This is a genomic window from Treponema denticola, from assembly GCF_024181645.1.
Lineage (GTDB): Bacteria > Spirochaetota > Spirochaetia > Treponematales > Treponemataceae > Treponema_B > Treponema_B denticola_A.
In genome coordinates this window covers 1,381,453-1,406,413 of the sequence record NZ_CP058624.1, presented here as the reverse complement: position 1 = coordinate 1,406,413, position 24,961 = coordinate 1,381,453, and the positions used below count along the sequence as shown (strand labels likewise).

Sequence of the window (24,961 nt, the reverse complement as noted above, 5' to 3'; positions counted from 1 at the left end):
ATCAAGGAAAACCTCGAAAAACTGAAGTTTTTCGAGGTTCCCGTATAAAAATCAAATTACAAATCCTTCCGCATGCGGCTGGGCGTAATGCCGTAGGTTTCCTTAAAGGCTTTTTGAAAATAGCCGTCTCCGTAATAGCCGACCGCTTGTGCTATTTCTATAATGGATAAGCTATCATCATAAAGGAGTTCGAGGGCCTTTGTCATTCTTATTTTTTGAGTGTATCCGTTTATTGTCGCGTTAAAACAATCTTTAAAACCGGTTACCAGTTTTTGCTGATTGATGGCAAACTTTTTGGCAAGTTCGGCAATCGTAACATGATCTGCAAAGTGTTCTTCGATAAAAGCTTTTACTTCTTTAAGGACGGCCTTGTCTTTTTGAGAAAGGTGCACATTTATTGCCGGTTTTGCTTTATAAATATAATCATATAGAAGAGAAAAAACTTCCAAACATTTACCTTGAATATAGAGCTTTAAAGCTCCTCCTTCCAATGTACATTCTTTAAGACTGTTGCAAATTGCGGTTATTTTCGGAATGACAATCGGTTCGGGATTAAGTACGCATGCTGCTCTTTCAAAAAAATCCTCTTCCAATGTGATAGGCAAAGAAGAAAAAAACTTTTCCCGAAAGCCGAAACCTATATTGATAAACCGTACATGAGGTTCAATCCTCTTATATCCGTAAAAACTAAAAGTATTGACATAGGCGTTAAGCCCGTATTCAAATTCGCAAGACTTTTCTTTTTTTTCATAATAAGAGGCGAGCCCGGTGTAATATTGCCCAAGTTCGATAATTCTTTCATTTACATTATCCGCCTTGATAACAAGAGGCCGGTAAAGTGTGCAATCGGAAATAGTCGCCACAGCCGTTTCGGTATCTCCCAAGATGGAAAAACCGCCTGAGCCTTTTTCTTCATCCAATATATAATCCCTTCTTCCATCTTTTAAATGCTTGATAAAGCCGAAATGTTCAAAGTCCTCCCAATAATCTTCAACCGTACGCATGTTTACCTCTTCTCTTTTTAAAGTTTTTCTGTTCTATTTGAAGATTATAATAGTATATTTGACTTAAAAAGTCAAGTATTTTTATATTTTCTTTCTTATTTGAAGAAATTCTTGTTGACAAAAATTCTTATAACGGCTAGAATAAGGTAGTAAAATAAGTTAGCGATGACTAACCGAGTTTTTTGAAATGGAGCATTTTGTGAATAAAAAATCAAAAGGAATATTCGACAGTGTTTTTTATTATTCAAATAAAGGAAAACCGTTTCTTATTGCAAGCATTTTTTTATCTACGGTAGGAATGTTATGCAATGCCGTTCCCTATATATCGGTATATTTTATAGGCAAAATATTTTTAACCGGCGGAGAAAGGGACGGCGTTTTCTTTTGGATAATGGTTGCAGGTGCTGCCGTTTTATGTAATTTAATTTTTTCATTTTTAGGCAGTTTGGGCTGCCATAGAGTGGCATTTAAAATTTTATATGGGTATCGAATTAAGCTGATGGAACATTTAGGAAAATTACCGCTCGGCTTTTTTTCCAAAAACACAAGCGGCTCCATTCAAAAAATAATGGATGAAAATATCGAAAAATTAGAAGGGGTTATCGCTCACATGCTGCCTGATTTGACGGGTTCCTTTGTTGTGCTGGTGTTACTCTTATTAGGAATTGCCTATCTTAATTGGCTTATGGCAATTACGGTGCTCATTTCGGTGGTGCTTGCCTTTTTCTTTCAGGCTTTGATTTTTGGCGGAGAAAAAGCAAAAGAAAGATATGCAAACTATATGAAACTTTCGGCAGATATTACCGGTCATTTTTCAGAGTATGTAAAAGGAATGGCGGAAGTAAAACTGTTTGGACGGGCAGGCGGCATATCAAAAAATTTGGAGCACAGCCTTGACGGATGTCTTGACTGGGAAATAACCAATTATAAAAGATCCGCTTTTTTTATGAGCATGTATAAAAGTATTATCCTATCTCTTCTTAGCTTTGTCGTTCCGGTCGGCGGTTTTTTGATTTTTAAAAATCCTGCAGGAGATACGGTTTTATCGGTTATTATGGCATTGATTATCGTGCCTGCACTGTACGACCCGCTTTTAACCTGTATAGATTATGCAAATCAAATCAACTTTGCAAAAGCAGGTCTTGTGCAGATAGACGGTATTTTAAATGAGCCCGTTTTTAAAGCAAAAAACAATGAGGAAAAAGAAGAGGGAGCAGCAGTGCATTTTGATTCGGTTTCATTTTCGTATCAAAGTGAGGCAGACCCCTTACGGAAGCAAGCTCTTGATACCGTTTCATTTACTTGTAATGAAAATGAGATGACTGCTTTGGTCGGAGAATCGGGAAGCGGAAAATCCACCATAGGGCAGCTGCTTTTACGGTTTTGGGATGTGCATGAAGGAAGTATAAAGATCGGAGGAAAGGATATAAAAAGCTTTGATACGGAAGACTTAATGGAAAAAATCGCCTTTGTTTTCCAAGACACTCATATCTTTTCGGATACGGTACGAAACAATATTTCGATGAATAAAAACTGCTCCGCTGAAACGATAATCGAAGCGGCGAAAAAGGCGAGATGCCACGATTTTATTATGAACCTTCCCGATAAATATGACACCCTAATTGGTTCGGGGAATATAAAGCTGTCAGGCGGAGAAGCTCAACGGATTTCGATAGCACGGGCTTTTTTAAAAGATTCTAAAATAGTTATTTTGGACGAAGCCTTGGCCTATACCGATGCGGAAAATGAAAACTTGATACAGGAAGCAATTAGAAATCTTATTAAAGATAAAACGGTCATTGTCATTGCGCACCGGCTGAAAAGCATTATGGATGCGGATAAGATTATTGTTTTAAAAGAAGGAAAAATTATAGAAGAAGGCACGCACAAAAGCCTTATGGAAAAAGACGGAGCATATAAAACGCTGTGGAATTTACAGTTTGAAGCGGAAACATGGGAAATAGCAAGCAAGGGAGGTGAACTGTAATGAAAGAACTTATAAGAAAATTTACAATGGGGCATCCCAAACAAATGACGGAACCGGTGATATGGTATTTTTTGGAAGGCTTTACCGTCGGTTTTCCGGCAGTAGCGGTTTATTTTGCAATTAATCTTTTTATTACATATTTTAATAATCCTGCAATCATCTTTGATAAGGGATATTGGAATATAGCCCTCTGGCTTGCAGGGTTTTTCCTTTTGCAGTTGACGGTCAGTACGGTTACCTTTTTAAAAACCTTTCTTCCCGGTGCCCGTAACTCTGCACAGAACAAAAAAGACTTTATTCAAAAAATAAAAAGATTACCGCTCGGTTTTTTTTCTAAAACCCGTTCCGGAGAACTTATCAATACATTTACCGGAGATTTTTTAGCGATTGAGCAGGGTATGGTCGGCACTTTTACGGGATTGTTCGGTGTTGTTTTTTCCTGCATCTTAACATCGGTTTTTATGTTTTGGTTTAATTGGAAAATGGCGCTTGCCTTTTATATTGCACTCCCGATTTCCGCAATTATTATTTTGATTTCTTTTAAGGTATTGGGAAACTTAATTGTAAGCTCAAGAACGGCAAAAGATAATACTGCAGAAGCGCTCAATGAATATCTTTCCGGTATGAAAATTCTTAGGAGCTACAATCAAATAGGAAAGGGTTTTTCCAAACTTGAAGATGCCTACAAAAACCTAAAAGATATCAGCATAAGGGGAGAAACATTGGGCGGCTCCTTTTTAGGTTTTGCCTTAACATTTGCACGGGCAGGTCTTCCGCTTATGTGTTTTGCCGGAACCTATCTTATTGTCGGCGGCGAAATAGGCTTAACCGAATTTTTAAGTATCATTATTATCGGCACCAAAATTATAAGTCCGCTTCTTACATGGATTCGGTACACCGCCGTTCTTAGAATGCAGTATGTCAGTGCAACAAGAATCGACAATGTTATGAAGAAAAAAGAATTAAGCGGTGAAAAGTCAATACAAGTAAAAGATTTGGGCGATATTGAGTTTGCACATACGAGTTTTTCATATTTACAAGGGAAAAATGTTATTGATGATATATCCTGCATTTTTAAGAAAAACTCTCTTACCGCCATTGTGGGGCCGAGCGGCGGAGGAAAATCCACCATATTAAAACTTATCGCACGGTTTTGGGATGTAAACTCAGGAAGTATAAAAATCGGCGGTGTTTCACTCAATGAAATAAATCCCGATCAGTGGCTTAAACATATTTCAATGGTACTGCAAGAGGTCTATCTTTTCCATGACACCATAAGAGAAAACATTATGTTCGGAAACAAAAACGCAACGGAAGAAGATATGATTCGCGCTTCCAAGCTGGCAGGCTGTCATGAGTTTATAGAAAAACTGCCTGAAGGATATAACACCATTGTAGGTGAAGGCGGTTCCACCTTATCGGGCGGTGAAAAGCAAAGGATTTCAATTGCCAGAGCAATTCTTAAAAACGCACCGATTTTATTACTTGATGAGCCTACTTCGAGCTTAGACTCAAAAAATGAAGTATTGGTTCAAAAGGCCATATCAAACCTGGTTAAAGATAAAACTGTCATCATGATTGCCCATCGCTTAAAAACCATAAAGAACGCCGACAAGATTATCGTATTGGATAAGGGCTGCATTGTGGAAGAAGGCAGGCACTCCGAACTGTTGGAAAAGCAAGGCCTGTACACACGGCTGTGGTATCTACAAAATAAATCAAAAGAATGGAAAATTTCATTATAGAGCTTCTGGAGGAATACAAATGAATAAGAAAATCGGATTAAAGGATATTGTCCTTATTACATTGCTTACCGCCATTATGATCGGCATACAAACGGTAGTATTAATGCCGTTTATAACAAATCTAAAATTTGTTATTTGGTTTGTAGGCGGAATCGATGGGGTATTATGCGGCATCATTTATTGTTTGATGATAGCAAAGGCTCCTAAATTGGGAACGGCTTTTATATTCTCGTTTATTTTTGCCGTGTACTATTTTTTTGTAAACAGTATGATTATCATCAGTGCAATGATAGCCGGTGCAGGCTTGGTTATGGAACTTATCCTGTGGAACAACGGCTATAAGAATAAAATAAAAGCAACTATTGCGTATACACTGTTCGGTTTGATGATAATGCTGGCTCCCAATGTGCTTATTTTTTTGCAAAAAGATGCGATGATTGCAGGATTACAGGCAAATGGATTGACACAAGAATATATTGATTCGATATTCGCAGTTTATAGTGCTGAAAATATAGGCATCGGTATGCTTCTTACTGCTATCGGCTCCATTGCGGGTACGCAAATCGGGTATCGAGCATTGAATAGATATTTTATTTCCGGCGGAATGGTAGAAAAATAAGGTATGCCGGCAGAAAACAAAAAATATATTCCCGATATAAGAGTAAACCTCTTTCTTGCCGTTGCCGGCAGTATAGCCGTTTTGACATATAAAAATGAAATTACTTTTATAGCAGCGTTTGCTGTTTCCATAGTTTTTATTTTAGTTCAAAGAGAATACAAAAAGGCATTCACCTTTGTTTTAATTTTTTTGCTGCTCTTTTTGTTTTCTCACCTTACGGTCGGAATAACAAAACTTCAAACCTTATGGCTATTCGCAGCCGTTACAAGGCATCTTTTAATCCCGCTTTCTTTTGTGTCGGGAATTTCGGATAGACCTCCGGGAATGCTTCTCGAAGTTTTTCATCGGCTGCATTTACCGAAAGGGTTCGGTATTTCAGTTATTGTGTTATTACGATTTTTACCCACGATTAAGTATGAATTAAAAGCGATACGGGGTGCCTTAAAGTTTAGAGGAATAGGAATATCGCTATTAAACACGGTTTTTCACTTACCAAAAAATTTTTATTTAACATTGATACCGCTGCTTATCAGAACCGTGCGTATTTCGGATGAAATAACAGCGGCAGCACTTACTCGCGGAATTGAGGTGAACAATGCTATTGTCAGTTTTTCGGAAGTTCAGTGGACAAAAGAGGATAGCGTTGCATTGGTAATGTTATTAGCCGGTTGTATCTGCCTAAAAATTATAGAAATCAACAACCCCGACGCAAGCGTCGGGGTATGTTGTTCTCATAAGGTGGTTGCAGTCGGCTTTAATACCCTTTGTTACGACGCAAGCGTCGGGGTATTAAACCCTCCGCACGAATAAAATGGGGTTGGAAATGGCGGTAGAACTGCAAAATTATTCTTTTTCCTATGACGGTAGAACACAGATTTTGAATAATATAAATATAAAAGTCAATCAAGGTGAGTTTGTTGTCATTACCGGTCTTTCAGGCGGCGGAAAAACGACCCTTATACGTGTATTAAACGGACTGTGCCCGCATTTTTATTCCGGTACGGTACAGGGAAGATATGAGTTATATGGTAAAGATGCCAAGAATATGAGCATTGGTGAGCTTTCAAAATATTGGGGCTCTGTGTTTCAAGATCCGCGAAGTCAATTTTTAGCAAGAAAAGTGAAAGATGAATTAGTCATTGCTATGGAAAACGCTTGTGAAGATAGGGTTTTGATGAAAAAGAAGCTTGAAGAAACCATAAGGGAGCTCAAAATAGAAAAGATTTTAGATACTGATATGATGTATCTTTCAAGCGGAGAAAAGCAAAAAGTTGCAATAGGCTCCGTATTTTGTACACAACCTAAAGGCTTTGTGTTAGATGAACCCTCTGCGAATTTAGATAGTGCGGCGACAAGCGGATTAGCCGAATTTTTAAAAAGAGTCAAAGAAAAAGGCTGTACGGTTGTTATTTCCGAACACCGTTTACATTATTTAAAAAAATTAATAGATCGCTTAATTATAATGAAAGACGGGCAGATTATAAAAGACATTTCAAAGCATGAAATACATTCTTTAAATAATTTTGATTTGAGAAACCTTGGATTGAGGCAATTTAATTTACCTAAAATAAATGTAGATAAAAAGGTTAATGGGGATAATTCTTTCGCTGCTTGCAAAGGGATTGCTTATATAAAAAATTGTTATCGCATATTAGAAACTGTTGACCTCAATTTAGAAAGCGGAAAGGTTCATGTTATTGTAGGAGAAAACGGAGCGGGGAAAAGCAGTCTTTGCAAAATCATTACCGGTTTATACAAGCAAACGGAAGGCGGTATGTATATCGATACGGCACCGGTAAAGAAAAAAGAGCGATTACAAAGAACCTTTTTTGTAGGACAGGACATAGATTATCAGCTATACGGTTACTCCATAAGAAACGAATTTCAAATCGGAAATAAAAGGCTTACCGATGAAAAAATAAAAGCCTGCCTTGATGAACTACATTTAAAAATTTCCCTTGATACAAATCCTCAGGTTCTTTCAGGAGGGCAAAAACAAAGATTGCTTATTGGAATAGCTTATCTGAGCGGACGGGATATTATTGTCTTTGATGAGCCTACCAGCGGGCTTGATGGGTTCCACATGAAAATCATTGCTGATTTGTTCCGGTATCTTGCAGAAAAAGGAAAAACTATTATTGTCATCACACATGACATCGAGTTTACCGCAGAAGCCGCTGATACCATTATATACATGAGTAAGGGGAAAATACAGTATCATAAATATATTACGAATGAAAATCGATGATATAAGTATGTTCAACTTGCGAAGTGCTTTAAGTTTTCATGCGGACGATAAAACCTCGTCTTGACAGATACATGTTTTGAATATATAGTAAGATTCAATGATTAACTTAAGAACAATTGATGAGAATAATTTTCAAGCATGTATAAATTATAATGATTTACGGTATATTTTATTTAGTATATTTATAAAAAAATGATTAAGCTTTTTTAAGATGTTCTAATAGTTTTACTTTCATATCATATAATTCTTCTGATGTAGGATAGATAAAAATATTTACTACAATCCAAAAGTTTTGGGCGCTATGTCAAGGTCAAGCATTTTACAAAATTGAAGACCAAACTTTACAAAATTAAATGCAATAGAAGTAACTATTTTATCTGTTATAATATATCCATCTTCTACAGGATTTTTTATACAATCGTCCCATCCTTTCATTTTGTCAAGCTCTTCGGCTGTAAATCCTTCTTCAAATAAGTCTTCTTTATTCACTCCTGCCATAAATGGTTTTCCGTTAAGTAAGTCGGCCTTTACGAGTAAGATAGGTGCAATTGATATTGCTCCAATTATTTTATTTTTAAATTTTTTTATGAAGTTTAAAATATCTTTATCTTCTATTGCAGATCTGATATCAGTTGCACCTGGTAATAGAAGACTGTCATATTCATCAATAATTATTTCATCAATTGATTTATCCGGGGATACAGTTAAACCTTCTTCGCTTTTAAATAAATCTTTCCGCTTGGCGAATACTACTATTTCTTTATTTTTTAAAGCTAAACCTTCAAGAGCAACACTAATTTCAAAGTTGCAATATGATTCATAAATCAATACAGCCGTTTTTTTCATTTATTTTCTCCCATAATGCGATGTTTGCCGAAAGGCAAACTCGGCAGATAAACAGAGGGGCACCATTTTTGTCGAACTATTTATCATAACTTATCTAATTGCAGTTCCTATTTTCATATCAAGTCTCCATTGAGGAGGCTTGCCGTCATCTCCCCAATATTCATCCATTGAAACAATCTTATCATCTTCAATTTTTATAAAGGATGTTGCGTGAACAGATGTATCGTTGCCGAATACTTTTACGGCAGTAATGATTAGATTCTCTATTTTTTGGATCCTCTCAACTTCCGCTTCCCATTTGCCGGGATATTCGCAATTAGCTTTGATAAATTCTTCTAAAGTAAATTGCTCATTTGTATTATGCCATCTGATAGTTGCAGTTTTATTAAAATAAGAACGTATTTTTTCGGCATCTTGTTCCGCAATTGCTTTCCAAAATTTTTTTATATCCAAATGTGTTTTCTCCTTAATTAAATTCGTTAAAAATTTCTAATCCTTTATAGATTCCATTTATAATCCAAAGCATGATTATTCCTGTCAGTTTAATATTAATGATACTGAGCCAAATAATCATCGCTGCCGGTATAATTAGATTTGCCGTCATTTCCGGTAATAAATGTGCCGGTGTTTTTTCAACATCTTCTATGCGGTCTGTCATTATTGTTTTTAATTTCCCGCTGGAGTTTTTATCAAAATATCCCATGGGTACTCTAATAAATTTATCGCAAACTGCACATCTTATATCTTTTAGTGTTAAATATGCTGCCTTGTGTGATATGAGCGTGGTTTTATAAACTCTTTTATCTCTTTAAAAAAGCTGTAATTTTTTTCAGATTTCATTTTTCACTCTTTACTAATCAATGGATTTTTCTAAAATATGTTTTTTTACTATTTTTTGTCCTATATAAGCTCCGATTATTGCAGAAAAAACTACTAGAATTAATAAAATCAATGCACCCCATGAAGAAATTAATTTTCCTGCTTTTGTAATATTTCCTATCAGTTCTTGTTCGCTCATCTTCTCCAGAGTCTTATTTAATGCAATTGTATAAGGATAAATTACGCTTCCTATAGATGCAAGTGCTTGTTGAATTACATAGCTTATTCCGATATACTTTAAATTTCCATATCCTTTTTTATAGAGTAATAATTCGGCTATTAAACCGGAGAGGATAAACATTAAAATATAAGGCGGATAAAATGAAATAATGCCTTGAATAAAAGAATAGATTATAAATGCTCCTCTTTTTTTCACCTTTACTCCAATAACATAAAAAACTACTCCTTGTAATAGGGAGTATAGTACGGGCGTTAAAAGAATGGTGATTGGTGTTGCATACATAAATGTACCCAATGAAAATATCAAAATATTGCATAATGATAATAATGTAACTGTGATAACATCCTTCACTTTTAATTTGTCGTTGTTCATCTTGAATCTCCTTTTTATTTTAAAAATATATTTATAACTGAAACTGAAGCTAAGACTATCATCACAAAATAATCTTGTACTCCGAATTTCAATCCAATATATGAAGTTTTTTTATTTTTCATGCTTATGCCCCTTGTTTCTGCAGAAGCGGATAATGTTTCTGCTATTCTTATTACTCTAAATATAATTGAGGTAATAAGAGCTTCGCAATGCAGAAAAGCTTTTTTTAATATGTTTTTTTCTTCGTAATTTTTTCTGTTTTTTATTGATTGTTTTAGTAATTTAAAATCATTGTTGAGTACCGGAAAAAATCGAAACGAAACGGAAAGAATCAGTATCAACCTTTCCGGTACTCTGATTTTTCTTAAACCTGCCAGCATATTGGTTGCTCCTCTTCCTCCAAGAAGAACAGGGAAGATCATAAATATTAAAATATATCTCGGCAATAGATTTGCCATAAATATGGTGGCTGTATTGGGAAATAGTATTTCAAGTCCGTAAATAAGACATAAAATAATTAAATATATAAAAAAAGTTTTATGCCTTTTGTTGATAAGCGAAAATATTAATAAAACTAAGCTGTATGTTTGAATTAGGATCTTATTATCTATTCCGATTGAAAACATACAAAGACCTAAAAAGAACAAGCTGACTCGCGGATCTAATAGTTTGTCCTTTTTTAATTTGATTTCACTGTGTTGGGAAGAGCTGTTGTCTAATATTGTTATAAGAGTTTTTATATCTTTTAGCTTGCATGTTTGTTGTATTATGCCGTCTTCTATTTTTAAATATTGTTCGGCAACGGCTGCAACGAATTCCAAATCATGGCTTATCAATAAAACAATTTTTTCTTTTTTCATTTTATTGATGAGCTTTACACATAAATCCATACTCCATTTATCAAGTCCTGAGGTAGGTTCATCTAAAATAATCAGTTTTTTGCTTGATAAATATGCTGTCATCAATGTAAGTTTTTGCATTTGTCCGCCTGAAAGCGAAAAAGGATGTCTGTTTCTAAGGCCCCACATGTCAAATTCTTTTAATAAGGGTTCTATCTCATCGTATTTGGAACTGTCTATACCGTATTTAAGTTCTCCGATTACCGAATTTGTAAAAAATTGGAATTCCGACTCCTGCATTATAAAAAGACTGTTTCGATATAAATCATCATATTTCATAGCCTTTCCATTAAGGTATATTTTTCCTTGTGTAGGTTTTAATAAACCGCACAAGCATTTTCCTAATGTTGTTTTTCCTGCACCGTTTTGTCCTATAATACAGGTAATTTCATTAGAATTAAGTTTAAAAGATATATCATTAAGGATTCTTTTTTTGCCGTATTTAAAAGAAATGTTTTTAACTTCCAATACATTTTCTTGATTATAAAATTCCTCTTTTTTTGGATGCATTTCTATTTGATTTATGTCATTAACTCTTAAGCCGATATTTTTTAAATCGTTTTGTGAGAGTTTTAAAAATATATCTTTATCATATTTTTCAAAAATATAACCGTTTTTTATAAGCCAGTATTCATCAGCTAAATCATGCAGATAATATAGCCTGTGTTCACTTATGATAAGAGTCTTGCCTTCTTTCTTTAAGAGTAATAAAAGTTCCGTTAATTTTTTTATTGCCGTATAGTCCAAATTTGCAGTGGGTTCGTCCAGTAAAATAATATCGGAGTTCATAGCCCATGCTGCCATTATTGCAATAAGTTGGCGTTCTCCGCTTGAGAGTTTAAACACCTCTCTATTTCTTAAATATTCTAATCCGAATTTTAAAAAAGCATTATCGACTCTTTTTTTTATCTCGTTTGAATTTATGCCCTTGTTTTCTAAGCCGAAAGCAATTTCAATATCACTTTCTAAAGAAAAAAACTGACTTCTGGGGTCTTGAAAAACCGATGAAATTTTATTTCCTACTTCTCCGATTGTTTTGTTTACACTGTCTTCCCCGTCTATCTTAATAAACCCTTCAAATATTCCTTCATAAAATTCCGGGATTAAATGATTTAAACATCTTAAAATTGTTGATTTACCGCAGCCGCTTTCTCCGCAAAGTACAATACACTTTCCTTTTGGTATAATTCCCCGTATATCCTTTATTGCTTTTCCGTTTTTTGCATTATAAGAAAAACTGATTTTAAAATCTAAAATAGATTTAAGTCCCTCATTTATATCGTCCATACCTATGATTCCTTATTTTAAAAGATTTTTGAAAATCTTTTTCCAGCCTGCAGCAATAAATTCTCCCATTGTTTTTATATACTCAATAGTTTCTTCTTTATCATATCCTTTTTTTATGATCATCGAGTATGCATTAAGGTGCTGCTGCATCACTAATTCTACAAAATCTAATTGCACATCACTGATATTTGAAGATGTATTTTTTTTGATAAATTGTTTTGTTTCAGTTATTTTATTGTTTATTATCTTATGAAGTTTTTTTTCTATAGAGCTGCCGTTACTGCAGCATAATAATAGTTTACATTCGTCATAATAATTAAACAAAATATCTATATAGTCGGCTGTTTCTTTTAATATACTCTTAATAAAATTATTAAAATTTTTATCCGTATAATAGTTCATATATAATGATTTGTTTTTTAATCTTGTGTCATTTATCGATTTAAAAAAATCTTCCATAAGACTGCAAAAAAGTTCATCTTTGCCTTTATAACGAGTATATATTGCTCCTGTTGTAACTCCCGCTTTTTGGGCAATTATATTGATAGAGGTTTCTTGAAATCCGTTCTTTAAGAATTCTTGTTTTGCCGCTTCAATTATCGGCTTATCCAATTCATGATTTTTATTAGCCATATATCTCCGGATGCTACAATCAATAATTCTGTTATCGATTATAGCATTATTGATTGTTTTTGACAAGCCCCTAATCGTGTTTTATATTATAAATTTTAGATTTTATTTCTCCTTAACTTCCTATTCTTCTTACTTCTTCTATTTTGTCTCTTATGACTGCTGCTTCTTCAAACATGAGCATGTCGGCATATTCGGCCATTTGAGCTTCTAGTTTTTTGATAAGTTTTTTTCTGTCGGCAGGGTTTAAAATATTTAGGCTGTTGATGAGGGGGCCGGCTTCTGCAAGGGCTGCTTCTTTTTTAATTTCATTTTCCCGCGTTAAAATATCTTCAATCGCTTTTTTGATTGTCTTGGGTGTTATACCGTGTTCCTTGTTATAGGCTTCCTGAATAGCACGGCGACGGTTTGTTTCTTCTATGGTTTCTTTCATGGCATCGCTTATCCTGTCGGCATACATAACTACCTTACCGTTTTCGTTTCTGGCTGCCCGTCCTACAATCTGAATAAGACTTGTAGTAGAACGCAAAAAGCCTATCTTATCTGCATCGAGAATTCCGATAAAAGAAACTTCGGGTAAGTCGATGCCCTCTCTTAAAAGGTTGATTCCTATAAGCACATCAAATTCCCCTGCACGCAAGCCCTTTAGAATTTCGACACGTTCAATCGTTTCAACTTCGCTGTGGATATATTTTACTTTGAGACCGAGCCCTGTAAGATAATCGGTTAAGTCTTCCGCCATTTTTTTTGTAAGAGTTAAAATGAGACTGCGTTCGTTTAGGGCAATACGTTTTTTTACCTCCCCGTAAATATGCTCCATCTGCCCTTCGCTTTTATGAATCTCGATTATCGGATCCAAAAGGCCTGTAGGGCGTATTACCTGCTCAACAATGCGGGTAGAGTATTTTATTTCTTTAGGGCCGGGGGTTGCGGAAACAAAAACGGCCTGATTCAGCATCTTTTCAAACTCGGCAATTTTTAAGGGGCGGTTATCTAAAGCACACGGAAGACGGAAACCGAAGTCTACAAGATTTTGTTTGCGGCTGCGGTCGCCTTCGTACATTGCTCCCACTTGAGGAAATGTTACATGGCTTTCATCCATGAACAATAGAAAGTCATCGGGAAAATAATGAAAGAGGGTAGCGGGAGGCTCTCCTGGTTTCCGGTTTGCGATTGGGGCCGAGTAGTTTTCGATGCCGGGGCAATAACCCATTTCGGAAAGCATTTCGATATCGTATTCGGTGCGGGTTTTTAGCCTTTCTGCTTCAAGGAGTTTTTCTTCTTTATTTAAAACATTCAGTCTTTCTTCCAATTCATTTTTTATTCTTTCAAGAGCATTGGGGATTGCATCTTCGGGCATTACAAAGTGTTTTGCAGGATAAATGGAAAGCTCTTCGTATTCCTGTATTACCTCACCCGAAATCGGATTGAATTTTCTGATACGCACAATTTCTTCCCAATCGAATTCAAGGCGGTAGGCATCTTCCATGTAGGCCGGAAAAATTTCCATAACGTCGCCTTTTACGCGGAATCGGCCTCTTTCAAGGACTGCATCGTTTCTTTCGTATTGCAAACTTATCAACTGTTTTTTTAATTTTTCGATTTCGATGTTTGCACCCTTTTCTATGGTTATGCGCAAGTCCCGCCATGATTCGGGAAGCCCCAAACCGTAAATACAGGAAACGGTGGAAACGACGATTACATCTCGGCGTTCCATAAGGCTGAATGTTGCCGATAGGCGGAGGCGGTCGATCTCGTCATTTATTGAAGCGTCTTTTTCTATATAAAGGTCGCGTGCGGGAACATAGGCTTCAGGTTGATAGTAGTCGTAATAAGATACGAAGTATTCGACGGCATTTTCCGGAAAAAAGGTTTTAAATTCCCTGTAAAGCTGGGCGGCAAGGGTTTTGTTGTGGCTTATGATTAGGGTCGGCTTTTGTACGGCTTGAATAATATTTGCCATTGTAAAAGTTTTTCCCGATCCCGTAACACCTTTGAGCGTTTGGAATTTGTCGCCTGCAATTATTCCGTCTGAAAGAGCCTTGATAGCTTCTCCCTGATCTCCTGAAGGTTTATAATCCGAAATAAGTTTAAACTGCTTCATATTATTTTACCTGCCGTGCCGCTTCTAATTTTTCCAAATTTTTAATGAGCTTGCTTGCCGTTAAGCTATAGCTTGCTCCTGCATTTTGAGAAGCAAGGCTGTGGGCGAGGCTCCCCGTAATTGCAGCATCAAGAGGCTTATAGCCTTGGGCCAATAGGGAGCATATAAGGCCTGTAAGCACATCGCCTGAGCCTGCCTTTGAAAGAGAGGGAGAGCCCAGAGTGTTGATAAATATTTTTCCGTTATGGGCTATTAAGGTATTAGCTCCCTTTAGTACAAGTACAAGCTTAGGAAATTTTTTTGAAAAACTTAAGGCCAATGGAAATCGTTTTTTTTGTATTTCTTCAATGCTTAAATTTTCCAAACCGGCGATATTTAAAAGCGAAGAAAATTCTTTTGGGTGAGGAGTTAAAACGGCAGAGCTTAATTTGGGTAATATTTTTTTTAGTTCGGCATAATAAAAGATATCCGCATCTAAGACCATTGGCATTGATTGTGCAACCTTTGTTTTCAGGATAGAAAAAAGTTCATCATTTTTTCTTCCAAGGCCTTGACCTATGGCTAGGCTTGTAAATTTTTTAACATTGAATTTGCCGGCTTCAAATTTGCCGTCATACATAAAATCGGCTTTTAGGTTTTTAGGCCTTTCCCGATTTTCTCCTATCAATGTTACAAGACCTGCACCGAATTCCAAGGAGGCAGAAGCTGCCAAAAGTGCTGCTCCGTTTTTTTCTCCTATAATTATTCCTGCATGACCGAAACTTCCCTTATGGGTGTTTTGTTTTTTTCTTGAAGGGAGAAGCATATCTTCTTTTTCGAGTAAAAAAACATTGGACTTTTCGTTTTGTTCGTATGAGGAGCGGGGGAGGCCTAGGTCTATCACCTCGATTTTTCCCGTAATATCCTTTGCCTCATCCGAATAAAAGGCCTGCTTTAATGCTCCCATCGAAAAGGTCCTGTTACATACAACTGCATTGGGGCTTGCTTCTCCGTCAAGGTTTAAGCCGCTCGGTATATCGCAGGCTATCTTAAAGGCCTTGACCTTATTTATCTTCTCTATTGTTTTTTTATCTTCGGCTTTTAAAAGCCCTTTTAAGCCGGTGCCTAAAAATGCATCAAAAAGAATATCAGATTCGGGCAAGATGTTTTTAGCTGTCCTTATATTTAAGGCTTTTAATCTTTCGTATTGTAGTTTACATAGTTCCGATTTCGGCTCTTTTAAAATTATGACATGAATATTAAAATCATCGGCTAAGATTCTTGCAAGGGCGAGCCCGTCTCCGCCGTTGTCGCCTGAACCGCAGACAATCTGTATAGTTTTTTTTGCATCTTCTTTTTTTAACGGAAAAAGATTTTTAATTTTTTCCGCGGAACCGCGGGCTGCGTTTTCCATTAAAATTCCGTTTTTTAAATTAAAATCTTCTTCGGCTCTTTTATCCAATTCCCTTAAAGAATAAAAAACATTTTGCATAAGTTCTTTTCCTTTACACCTGCACAAATCTTACAGTCAGATTCGGAATATCTATATCCTCGGCTTTTACATTTATGCGTTCGTTAATCGATAATTCTTTTTTTAACCTCATCTCGGTTTCATAGCCGATAGACGGAATGGAAATGCGTGCAGTGTTTTTTATTGTTTCCAAAATTACGGCTTCTCCTTGCCAGTCAGGGTTTTGTAATAGATAGATCAGAGTCCAATGTTGACGCGAGGCTCTTTCAGCATAGGAACAATTTTTGCCTGCAATGTCTCCCGCCGCTATTCTCATAAGAAGGTCATCGGTTTTCATTACCTCGTTTCCGTCGATAAATTTTAAAAGCTGTTGATGGGCAACCAAGTCTCCATAGCGGCGGAGGGGGCTTGTAATTTGACTGTACATTGCAATTCCTAGGGCTGAATGCATTGCAGGAATTGTACCCACATTTCTCGGCCTCATAGCTTTTCTTTTTCGGTATTCGCCCGCAAGGCCTTCGGGAAGTTTTTTCGGTAATTCGGGAGCTTCCTGACTTACATACTGAAACGGAATATTATTTTTAAAAGCAAAGCGGGCGGCGGCCTCTCCTGCAAGGAGCATCATTTCCTTTATCATCAAAAAAGATTCCGTAAAATTATACGGGCTTATAAAAACTTTTTGGTTGTCATTTTCGGTTTCTACCTTGATTTGAACTTCCGGCATGTCTATCGAAACAGCTCCTGCAGCTTCCCGTTTCTTTCTGTTTTTTTCGGCTATTTCAAAAAGAGGTTTTAGGTTTGTATTCATCTTTTCTTCATCGGCCGTTTCAAAACTTATACAGCTTACTTTTATTTTGGTACGCAAAATATCTACATCGAGAATTTCAGCCGAGTCATTTAGCTTAAGTTTAAACGACAGGGCATAAGAGTCATCATGTAGGCCGAGGGCAAAGGCATCGACTGCCGATTCTCCCAACATTCGGGATACGCCTTCAGGAATGTAAAGGGTCGCTCCCCGCTTTCTTGCGTCCATATCGCTTTTGGAATCGGGTGTAATTATGTCAGCAGGGTTTGCAATGTGAATCCATAAGTTTTCTCCGTCAAAGCATACGGCATCGTCCGGATCGGTGCTGCCTTCGTTGTCGATTGCATAGGAGGTAAGATGAGTCAGATCTTCGTATTTTTTGTTGTGTTCAATAGGAGGTAATTCCAGCCTAGGCGAATTTAACGGATGCTTAAAGCGGGTGGGGTAGGGATTTTTTTCTATCTTCCAATAGCCCGTACTAATTAAAATTTTATGAGCAGATTCCGGAGTTTCTTTTAAGTGAGCCTCATTTAAAAGTTTTGACTTATCGGTTTTTTCTAAGGCAAGGGCTTCTATTTCCTGCAAAAAATGAGAGTATTTTTTTAAGTCGAAATTTTCTTCCTTTTTTTCTTTTATAAATTTTGATAGGCTGCTTATAAATTCTTTCCGCTCTTGTTCTTCCGCTTGTTTTTCGGTTTCTTTTTTTAGTGCTGCAGCAGCTATGGCCTCAGCTTCTTCTTTTGTTCTTATCTTAATCGGAAGGTCAGGGCTTTCTGCAATAAAAAGAGGAGATGCCGAAACTAAAAGCCAAGCTGCCCACATTTGTTCCGGATTTAAATTTTCCCAAACCAATTCGCTTATTTCAGAGAAGAGGGCTGTTCCTTCTTCAAAAAAGTCGGCAGCTGCATTAAAGTCAGGTTCGGGACAAGCTGCGGTCAAAATGTTTTTTAGCGATGAGGAATTATTTGGAGCCAAAACGGAAAAATCTTTTTCGCGCACCTTTTTGATGCCCGTTTCCGTTTCTATTTCAAATTTTCCGTCAGCCTGTCCTTTTATAAGAGCCGGACGGTTTTTATATAAGACGATTGCATTTGTATTCATTTTTCTTCCTCAAAATAAGCGGTTTACAATAATTTTAGAATTCAAGTTTTGTTATGGATATTTGTCTTATAAATCCGTTTAAATATAAAACTTGAATCTTGTTCGACTTATAAAAATAGTTTTCACAATCTCCTGCCGTATAAATCGGTTTACCGAAAAAACTTTCAAAAGACTTTTTTGTTTCTCCTACCCGTAAATCATTGGGCAACGATAAATTGGAATCTGCAAAAATCGAAATCTTTTCTATGTTATTGTTTGTTGCAGTTGAAATTGAAACCTCGGCATTTAAAAAATCGTAATACCACTTTTCAGAAAAATAATTATATTTTATTCCTGAAGGTTTACCCCAATATTCGATTAAATCATCTGTGGTATCTTCAAGCTTAATCTTTTTTAAAATTATAGGACTGTATTTTTCCATAGAGAAAATTAAACTGCGTAATTGCTCCCGAACCTTTAATGCCTTTTCCGATTCACCTAAACCAAAAAGCATTCTTGCATAATTAAAGATAATAATTCTTTTATCTATTATGCTTCCTGTAATTAAAAAAAGACTGTCAGTGCTTGCAGTTGTATTTTTTATCATCGACTCTAAAATGAGTTTTGCTTTTGTAAAATCTTTTTGAGAAAGGTAGAGGAGGGAAGCATAGTTCGATGCGGCAATTAGGCTTCCTGTTCCGTTTTCACTTAAGTAGGCTTTTTCGGCAAGAGAAAGAGCCTGCGTTTTATCGTTTATGTTGGGAGAATAAAAAAGAAGCATTGAATATGAAGATTCCATTCCTGATTCTTCAATTGAATTTAGGTAGCTTTTATATGCTCTTACTGCTTCATCATAATCGTTTATATTTCCCGGAATCGATTCCGTTTCTTCGTTTTTTTGATCTATCAAAAGACTTTTGGGATCGAAATTTAAAATCTCATAATTTTGTTTCGCCGTTTTTGAATCTTGTGCAGCTACAGGATAGGCGGTTAAAAGTCCTTTATTTGAAATACCTGATGCCCATTTTTTATGTGCTGTTACGGCTGCCAATCTTTTAAAATACATATTGTTAGGAAAGGCTGTCCGCAGGGCCGAAACTCTTTGCTTTGCATCTTCGATAGCATTTTCATCATCACTTCTGACTGCATCAAGCACATAGAAAATTTCATCGGCAACGGCTTCTGCCTCATCCTTGTGTTTAAGTAAATTGCTTATACGCTGTTGCGGTGAAAAGTTATCGGTAAAAAAGCTTTCAAATTTTTTTGCGTAATTAGGATCGGCTTGGATTCTTTTTAGGTCTTCAAGATGGTTATAAAAAATGTTTGAATCGTAACCTGCGAGTTTTAAAAGAATCAAGGTAAAGCTGTCGGCGGTCAAATTGTATGATTTTAAAAGTTCGCTGTTTTTTTCTCCGCTTCTCCTTGGGTCCGAAAAATAGACGAGCTTATTGTCAAGGGCAAAAGATGCCGCTGCATGGGCTAAAAAGGCTGAAAGCATTTTTTCTCTTTCAATGTTTAAGTTTTTTATTCGGCGGGGAGAAACTGTTAGATTTTCGGCAATTCGAGCTTCTATGTAATCGAAAAGTCCCGTACTTATCAAAATTGTTCCATCAGGATAAATTCCGCATTTGATTATTTGACTTTCTTCAATTATAAGGCGCATTCTGCCTCGATAAAGCTCGTTATTTCTTATGAGCATAAAAAGCGAGGCATTAAGCACATCCTGCCAAACTCCTAAATTTTCGCCGGATATTTCGTTTATTGAGGCCGCCGAGATTTCGTTTCGATAAAAATCCATGGCCTCGGTTCGTATTTCTTTAATTGACTTGTCATTTTCTTGGGCAAAACCTTGAGTATAGCCTTGAAAAATCGTTAAAATGAGAGTAAAACAACAAAGTTTCCGTATAAATTTTCTTTTCATCATTTGCATATAATAGCACAATATCGGATTTTTAGCAAGATTTTCGCATTGGGTTTTGTATCAATGGCAATACATATCGATTAAAACACATCCTCGCTTATTTTTAATTGCTCTTTTAGTTTTTCGTAAAACTCAATATAAAATACGAGCCTCTCTTTCCATAGTTCTTGTGCAGATTTTGTTCCCAGTTCCATGTTTAACAATTTGTAAAGCTCATTGAGTCTCTTTTCAACATAATCTTTTTTGAGCGAAATATTCATATCTTTAAAATTGTTGTTATGCAGAGTTTCATAAATCCTATACACATCGAATCTGTCAATATTATCCGCATCTCCTACCGTTAGAGCAAATGGGGTGCGCTCTCCGTCAAAATCGGCTTTATCATCTACATGGATCGCTATTCCGTAGCATATATCGTTAATCCTATCTTCAGGTAATCCCAATTCTTTAAGAAAAGGCCGGGCAATTTTTGCCGCATTACGTCCATGGTTAAGCCAACCCTCTTTGCCGCAGAATTCTTCGCAGTAAGAAACATCATGGAGAAGACAGGCAATTATCATTTCCGTAACGGAAAAATCTTCTTTTTCGGCTATCGCTTTGCCGATATTTGCAACGCGGTAAGAATGTTCAAGCCGGTATGCTTTTTCTTCGGGATGTCCGCTTAAATATTTACTCTCATCGAATTTTCTTTTTAGAAAGGTCTTTGTTTTTTCAATCAATATATTATTTATTTCGCACTTCATGGCGGAAGTATAATTAAATACTCGGAAAAATTCAAGAGAACTGATGATGCCCTTATCTTTGACGGCATTCGGCAGTTATTCTGTTATGGAAATAAAACCTAAGGCTCGCTTCAACCCGGCAAGTTAAATTATACCTTGGAAAATTCAACAATCAACATCAATAAATACACCTTGATTTTTTCTCATAACTACGATTAAAATATTCTTTGTCTGCTTGATTAAATATGCTATAATATGTTAAAGTAGGCCAATAGAGTTGAAATTATATTCAAAATAAATGGAGGTTTATAAATGCCTGAATTAAAACGTTTTGATGGCATTGTAATATATCTAATGTTCAATGATATAAAATACCATAATAAACCTCATGTTCATGTTTTCTATGGAGAATTTAGAGCTTCTGTTGCTATTGATGGAACAATTTTGGCCGGCGAAATGCCTGCAAAGCAGTTAAAATCAGTTCAGAATTGGCTTAAAAGAAATGAAGAAAAAGCATACGCAGCATGGAATCTTGCTGTTCAAAATAAGCATTTTGATAAAATAGATTCCTAAATAAGGAGGTTTTGCAATGCACGAAGAAAATGGAATTGTATATTCAGATAATCCGGAGCCGATGCTTACTGTACTCGAGATAAAACACATGTACAGCGGAGTTTATATGATAAAATTCTCTAATAATCAAATCCGCCTTTTTGATTCAACTATTTTGAAAGGAGAAGTTTTTGAACCTTTAAGTAGACCTGAAATTTATGAAAATCCTGTGTTAAAATATGGAATTGTTACTTGGAATGATGGACAAATTGATTGTTCTCCTGAATATATGTATGAAAATAGCTATGAGTATAATACATCAGAGATTGTTGTAGCCTAATTTCTATCTTTTTCCTGTCTGCTTGATTAAAGGTGCTATAATATGTTAGAGTCGACCAATGGTAAAAGCTGTTTTTGCAGGGTCCTTTGATCCGCCCACCTTTGGGCATTTAAACGTAATTGAACGAGCTCAAAAGATATTCACCGAAGTACATGTAGTAATCGCAGTAAATAACAATAAAAACTATTTGTTTTCGGGTGAAGAGCGTAAACATATGATGGAAGAACTGACCCAAAAATGGGATAATGTTTTTGTAAATACTTGGAATTCTCTGATAGTAAACTATGCCGAAAAAATCGGCGCCAATGTTTTAATCCGCGGTGTTCGGAATGTTTCCGATTTTTCCTATGAATTCGATCTAGCCGTTATGAATAAGGGTTTAAACCAAAAGATAGAAACCGTTTTTATGGTTCCCGACACAAAGTACTTTGTATTGCGTTCAAGCTCCATAAAAGAATTGGCAGCCTTTGGCGGAAATCTTTCAGGTATGGTTCCTCCCATAGTCGAAAAGGCCTTAAAGGAAAAAATAGAGGAAATATAAAGCCGTTTATGTTGATAAGTCCTTTTGCTCAAAAGGGTGGTTTTGGACTTCTTATAATACCGGAAAATCAAACGGATTTAAGATTATTTAAGAGACTAAAAAATACTCATATTTATTTGACAAAACATGGAAAAATAGTAAGATTTTTGTTATAATAAAATATATAGTTCCAATAGGGAGGCAAGTATGATCTATGAAACAATATTTGAACAGATAAAATCTGTTCCTAATGAATGTCTTGCAGATATTGAGGAGTATATTGGTTATTTGCTATACCGTCACAAAAAAAATATGTATGAGACTAAACATAATGATTTATCTAAATATTTTGGAAGTATAAAAATAAATAAAGATGCACTTGAAATACAGAAGGAAATGCGTAATGAATGGAATTGATTACATAGCAGATACAAATGCTATTATTTATCTGCTTTCAGGTAATCTATGCATGAAGCCGTATATTTCAAAAAGGCTGGGTATCTCAATTATTTCGGAAATGGAAATACTTTCTTTTTCCGGCATGACGGATGCTGATGAAAAATGTATAAGGTCTTTTATAAATGATTGTATTGTTTTAGAATTATCGGAAAAAATAAAAAATCATGCGATTATGTTACGCCGCATTTGTAAAATAAAACTTCCTGATGCTATTATTGCAGCTACAGCAATAGCTTATGACCTTCCCCTAATTACTGCAGATAAAAGTTTTAGACAGATTTCCGGCCTTAATTTGGTACTCATTGAACCGGTTTTGTTATAGAGATATTTTTATTTCCCTTTTTCCTCATCATAAAATAGTAAAGACCCGCAATAAGATAAAGACAGGCCGAAACTATAAAAAATGAGCTGATTTTGATGAGGCCTGCTATAATTCCTCCGGCTAAGAAAAAAAGAATATTGAGGCTGTAAAACAAAAAAAATCGGAATTTGTCTTTTTTGCCCCTAAGGCACATAGCTAGGGCAAAGGCTGCGTCTGTAAGGTAGCCTGTTATGTGGGTGGTTCTTACAAGGATGTCTCCATAGAAGATAAACATGGCGTTTTGAACTCCTGCTGCGAAGCTTAGGGCAGATACTTTGAGGATTTGGGGTGTTTTAAGCAATGCCAAACTTAAAAATATCATAGCCAGGCCCATCAGCAAAATGCCGTATCTTTTCTTTAATCCGAATTTTCTTTGGTGGAATAAAAGTCCCGAAAAAAAAGCTCCCGCAAAAAAAGCAAGAATCGCCGAACAGATTATAAAAACTTCCGCTATGTTTTTGTGTGCAATTGAAATGGCAAGATGACTTACATTCCCCGTATGATGACTTACAGGCAAAGAAAAACTGCGGATTGCTCCTACATTTATAAAACCCGACAAGAAAGTTAAAAAGGCTATCCAGATTTTAAATCGCCGGTCTTTTAAGGTGTCGGACATAACTAACCTATCTGCCTAAAATCCGCTTATTTTTCTTCATCGAGGATAGTATTGTATATTGAAGAATATTCTTCTTTTCCTTTTTCCATTTCGAATCTGGAGGCTCTTTCCCTCAAAAGGAGCTTAACAGCGTAGGCAAAAATTCCGTCGGAAGAGAAATTTTCGGCTCCTCTTACCGTATCGGCTGCCTGAAACCTAGCATTATCCAAAAAAGTTTCGGCCTCAAGAGGACTTTGAATTGAAGCTGCTGTTCTTGCAATTTGTACAGGTGTAAAAGCCGAAGAAAGCAAAACTCTTTCGTCATAGGAAATAGGAGCTTCCCATTTTAGCTTTGCCGAGCGTACCTGCTCGAGGGCTATTCTAAGAGAACGCTCAAACTCATACCACTTATCCAAATAGTCGGAGCCCGTGCTTTTTTCTTCTCTTGGAGGCTCAAGGGATAGATTTTCCAAAATTTGAGCATCTTTTTTTGAAAGAGAACGCAAAGCCAGTTCTTTAAAGGCTTTAAAGCTCATAGGAGGCTGTAGATTAGGAAAAATTGAAGGCAGTTGAGCCGTCAAATAATAGTAGGAGGCCACCTTTTAAAGCTCCTTTGCCGCATTCTTTAAAATTTCGGCCGTTTTGGGGCTTAGATATGACGAGAACAAATCTGCAACGGCTTCTGCCGAGAAGTCGTAATAAGCCGCTCCGTCCTTAGTACCGATTCTAAATCCTCCTGATATCTTGCTGTCGGCTTTAAGTTCCATGCCCTTAGCAATATGATCTTTTAAGGCTGCACTTAAAGAGGATTCAAGCTCTTTAAGGTCCTTGTCTGCAAGAATTACGGATAAATTCTCGGTATTGCCGGTTTTTACCCAGCCCTTGACTGCTTCGGGAATAAGATTTTTTAGAACTGCGGAATCGTAATTTTTGGCTGTTTCAGCTTTTATAATAGCATTAAGTTCATTTAAAAGACCCTGTCTGAATGAAATTAGTGTATTTCTGCCGGCTTGGTCTATTGAAGATTCGGCAGCTTTTTGGAATCTGAGAGCTTCAGCTTCTGCCTTTTTTACGCTTTCCTGAGCTTCGGCTTCGGCTTTTTCGATAATATTTTTTGCTTTTTCCTCTGCTGCTCTGATAATTTCAGCTGCTTTTTCATCGGCAGCGGCAACTCCGTCTTTTTTTATCTTATCAACAAGCTCTTGTAACTGAACTTCCATATATGTCTCCTTAACAAAGTTATGCTTTCAACATTGTAACAGAAAATTTAATTCTTAGCAAGATAGGACTTGACAATTTTTTTAAATTTATTATAATGATAGATGAATATATGAGCATATGTTCATATGAATAGG

25 protein-coding genes are annotated in these 24,961 nt (G+C 36.1%); 10 read left to right on the top strand and 15 right to left on the bottom strand.

Translation table 11 applies throughout. The features are described 5' to 3' along the window. Nucleotides 1–56: 56 nt before the first annotated feature. Nucleotides 57–1,004, bottom strand: coding sequence for a helix-turn-helix domain-containing protein (locus tag HO345_RS06675; protein WP_253682160.1), 948 nt, complete (start codon nt 1,002–1,004; stop codon nt 57–59). Between the two features lie 199 nt (nt 1,005–1,203). On the opposite strand from HO345_RS06675, the gene HO345_RS06670 reads away from it, so the two are divergent. From HO345_RS06670 to HO345_RS06650, 5 genes are read left to right on the top strand one after another with little or no spacing between them, the layout of a single operon-like run. Beyond that, complete coding sequence (locus HO345_RS06670; protein ID WP_253682159.1) at nt 1,204–2,991, top strand: ABC transporter ATP-binding protein; 1,788 nt, start codon at nt 1,204–1,206, stop codon at nt 2,989–2,991. After that, a complete protein-coding gene (locus HO345_RS06665; RefSeq protein WP_253682158.1) occupies nt 2,991–4,736 on the top strand; it encodes an ABC transporter ATP-binding protein in 1,746 nt (581 codons plus the stop codon). Before HO345_RS06670 ends, HO345_RS06665 begins: the two co-directional genes overlap by 1 nt. A gap of 19 nt (nt 4,737–4,755) precedes the next feature. Next, nucleotides 4,756–5,355 (top strand): MptD family putative ECF transporter S component, encoded by a 600-nt coding sequence (locus tag HO345_RS06660; RefSeq protein ID WP_253682157.1) that lies wholly within the window; start codon nt 4,756–4,758, stop codon nt 5,353–5,355. Between the two features lie 3 nt (nt 5,356–5,358). Then, a complete protein-coding gene (locus HO345_RS06655) occupies nt 5,359–6,165 on the top strand; it encodes an energy-coupling factor transporter transmembrane component T family protein (RefSeq protein ID WP_253682156.1) in 807 nt (268 codons plus the stop codon). Nucleotides 6,166–6,178: 13 nt separating this feature from the next. Further along, entirely contained in the window at nt 6,179–7,603 is a 1,425-nt protein-coding gene (locus HO345_RS06650) for an ABC transporter ATP-binding protein (protein ID WP_253682155.1), read from the top strand. 276 nt (nt 7,604–7,879) lie between these two features. Here HO345_RS06650 and HO345_RS06645 read toward each other — a convergent pair whose 3' ends face one another. From HO345_RS06645 to HO345_RS06595, 11 genes are all read right to left on the bottom strand, one after another. After that, nucleotides 7,880–8,449: a DJ-1/PfpI family protein gene (locus HO345_RS06645; protein WP_253682154.1), complete on the bottom strand. Its 570-nt coding sequence runs from the start codon at nt 8,447–8,449 to the stop codon at nt 7,880–7,882. A 90-nt stretch (nt 8,450–8,539) separates the two neighbouring features. Then, entirely contained in the window at nt 8,540–8,902 is a 363-nt protein-coding gene (locus HO345_RS06640) for a nuclear transport factor 2 family protein (RefSeq protein ID WP_253682153.1), read from the bottom strand. A gap of 13 nt (nt 8,903–8,915) precedes the next feature. Further along, entirely contained in the window at nt 8,916–9,227 is a 312-nt protein-coding gene (locus HO345_RS06635; RefSeq protein ID WP_301338718.1) for an ABC transporter transmembrane domain-containing protein, read from the bottom strand. Nucleotides 9,228–9,302: 75 nt separating this feature from the next. Further along, nucleotides 9,303–9,881, bottom strand: a complete 579-nt coding sequence (locus HO345_RS06630; protein ID WP_253682152.1) for an MptD family putative ECF transporter S component — start codon at nt 9,879–9,881, stop codon at nt 9,303–9,305. A 14-nt stretch (nt 9,882–9,895) separates the two neighbouring features. Then, on the bottom strand, nt 9,896–12,067 hold the full coding sequence (locus HO345_RS06625; RefSeq protein ID WP_253682151.1) for an ATP-binding cassette domain-containing protein: 2,172 nt from the start codon (nt 12,065–12,067) through the stop codon (nt 9,896–9,898). Between the two features lie 12 nt (nt 12,068–12,079). After that, a complete protein-coding gene (locus HO345_RS06620) occupies nt 12,080–12,700 on the bottom strand; it encodes a TetR/AcrR family transcriptional regulator (RefSeq protein WP_253682150.1) in 621 nt (206 codons plus the stop codon). A 112-nt stretch (nt 12,701–12,812) separates the two neighbouring features. After that, nucleotides 12,813–14,801 carry an excinuclease ABC subunit UvrB gene (gene uvrB / locus HO345_RS06615; protein WP_253682149.1) on the bottom strand — a complete coding sequence of 663 codons (1,989 nt, stop codon included), beginning with the start codon at nt 14,799–14,801 and terminating at the stop codon, nt 12,813–12,815. Nucleotide 14,802: 1 nt separating this feature from the next. After that, nucleotides 14,803–16,272: an NAD(P)H-hydrate dehydratase gene (locus tag HO345_RS06610; RefSeq protein ID WP_253684573.1), complete on the bottom strand. Its 1,470-nt coding sequence runs from the start codon at nt 16,270–16,272 to the stop codon at nt 14,803–14,805. A 13-nt stretch (nt 16,273–16,285) separates the two neighbouring features. Beyond that, complete coding sequence (locus HO345_RS06605; protein ID WP_253684572.1) at nt 16,286–18,157, bottom strand: ribonuclease catalytic domain-containing protein; 1,872 nt, start codon at nt 18,155–18,157, stop codon at nt 16,286–16,288. A 34-nt stretch (nt 18,158–18,191) separates the two neighbouring features. Further along, nucleotides 18,192–20,060, bottom strand: coding sequence for a hypothetical protein (locus HO345_RS06600; RefSeq protein WP_253684571.1), 1,869 nt, complete (start codon nt 20,058–20,060; stop codon nt 18,192–18,194). Nucleotides 20,061–20,137: 77 nt separating this feature from the next. Beyond that, on the bottom strand, nt 20,138–20,800 hold the full coding sequence (locus tag HO345_RS06595; protein ID WP_253684570.1) for an HD domain-containing protein: 663 nt from the start codon (nt 20,798–20,800) through the stop codon (nt 20,138–20,140). 291 nt (nt 20,801–21,091) lie between these two features. On the opposite strand from HO345_RS06595, the gene HO345_RS06590 reads away from it, so the two are divergent. The 5 genes from HO345_RS06590 (at nt 21,092) to HO345_RS06570 (ending at nt 22,972) form a co-directional block, all read left to right on the top strand. Continuing rightward, entirely contained in the window at nt 21,092–21,352 is a 261-nt protein-coding gene (locus HO345_RS06590) for a DUF4160 domain-containing protein (RefSeq protein ID WP_253684569.1), read from the top strand. 16 nt (nt 21,353–21,368) lie between these two features. Continuing rightward, the gene (locus tag HO345_RS06585) at nt 21,369–21,671 is read left to right on the top strand and encodes a DUF2442 domain-containing protein (RefSeq protein WP_253684568.1); all 303 of its coding nucleotides are present in this window, start codon (nt 21,369–21,371) and stop codon (nt 21,669–21,671) included. Between the two features lie 58 nt (nt 21,672–21,729). Then, nucleotides 21,730–22,212 (top strand): pantetheine-phosphate adenylyltransferase, encoded by a 483-nt coding sequence (coaD, locus tag HO345_RS06580; RefSeq protein ID WP_002668745.1) that lies wholly within the window; start codon nt 21,730–21,732, stop codon nt 22,210–22,212. 186 nt (nt 22,213–22,398) lie between these two features. Beyond that, complete coding sequence (locus HO345_RS06575) at nt 22,399–22,608, top strand: hypothetical protein (protein WP_253684567.1); 210 nt, start codon at nt 22,399–22,401, stop codon at nt 22,606–22,608. Continuing rightward, nucleotides 22,595–22,972, top strand: a complete 378-nt coding sequence (locus tag HO345_RS06570; RefSeq protein ID WP_253684566.1) for a PIN domain-containing protein — start codon at nt 22,595–22,597, stop codon at nt 22,970–22,972. The genes HO345_RS06575 and HO345_RS06570 overlap by 14 nt, the downstream gene beginning before the upstream one ends. Here the strand turns inward: HO345_RS06570 and HO345_RS06565 are convergent. From HO345_RS06565 to HO345_RS06555, 3 genes are read right to left on the bottom strand one after another with little or no spacing between them, the layout of a single operon-like run. Then, a complete protein-coding gene (locus tag HO345_RS06565; protein ID WP_253684565.1) occupies nt 22,950–23,627 on the bottom strand; it encodes a YoaK family protein in 678 nt (225 codons plus the stop codon). The two genes, HO345_RS06570 and HO345_RS06565, sit on opposite strands and share 23 nt — an antisense overlap. A gap of 26 nt (nt 23,628–23,653) precedes the next feature. Continuing rightward, nucleotides 23,654–24,205: a DUF2764 domain-containing protein gene (locus tag HO345_RS06560; RefSeq protein WP_253684564.1), complete on the bottom strand. Its 552-nt coding sequence runs from the start codon at nt 24,203–24,205 to the stop codon at nt 23,654–23,656. 3 nt (nt 24,206–24,208) lie between these two features. Then, the gene (locus HO345_RS06555) at nt 24,209–24,826 is read right to left on the bottom strand and encodes a V-type ATP synthase subunit E (RefSeq protein ID WP_002677944.1); all 618 of its coding nucleotides are present in this window, start codon (nt 24,824–24,826) and stop codon (nt 24,209–24,211) included. Nucleotides 24,827–24,961: the final 135 nt, after the last annotated feature.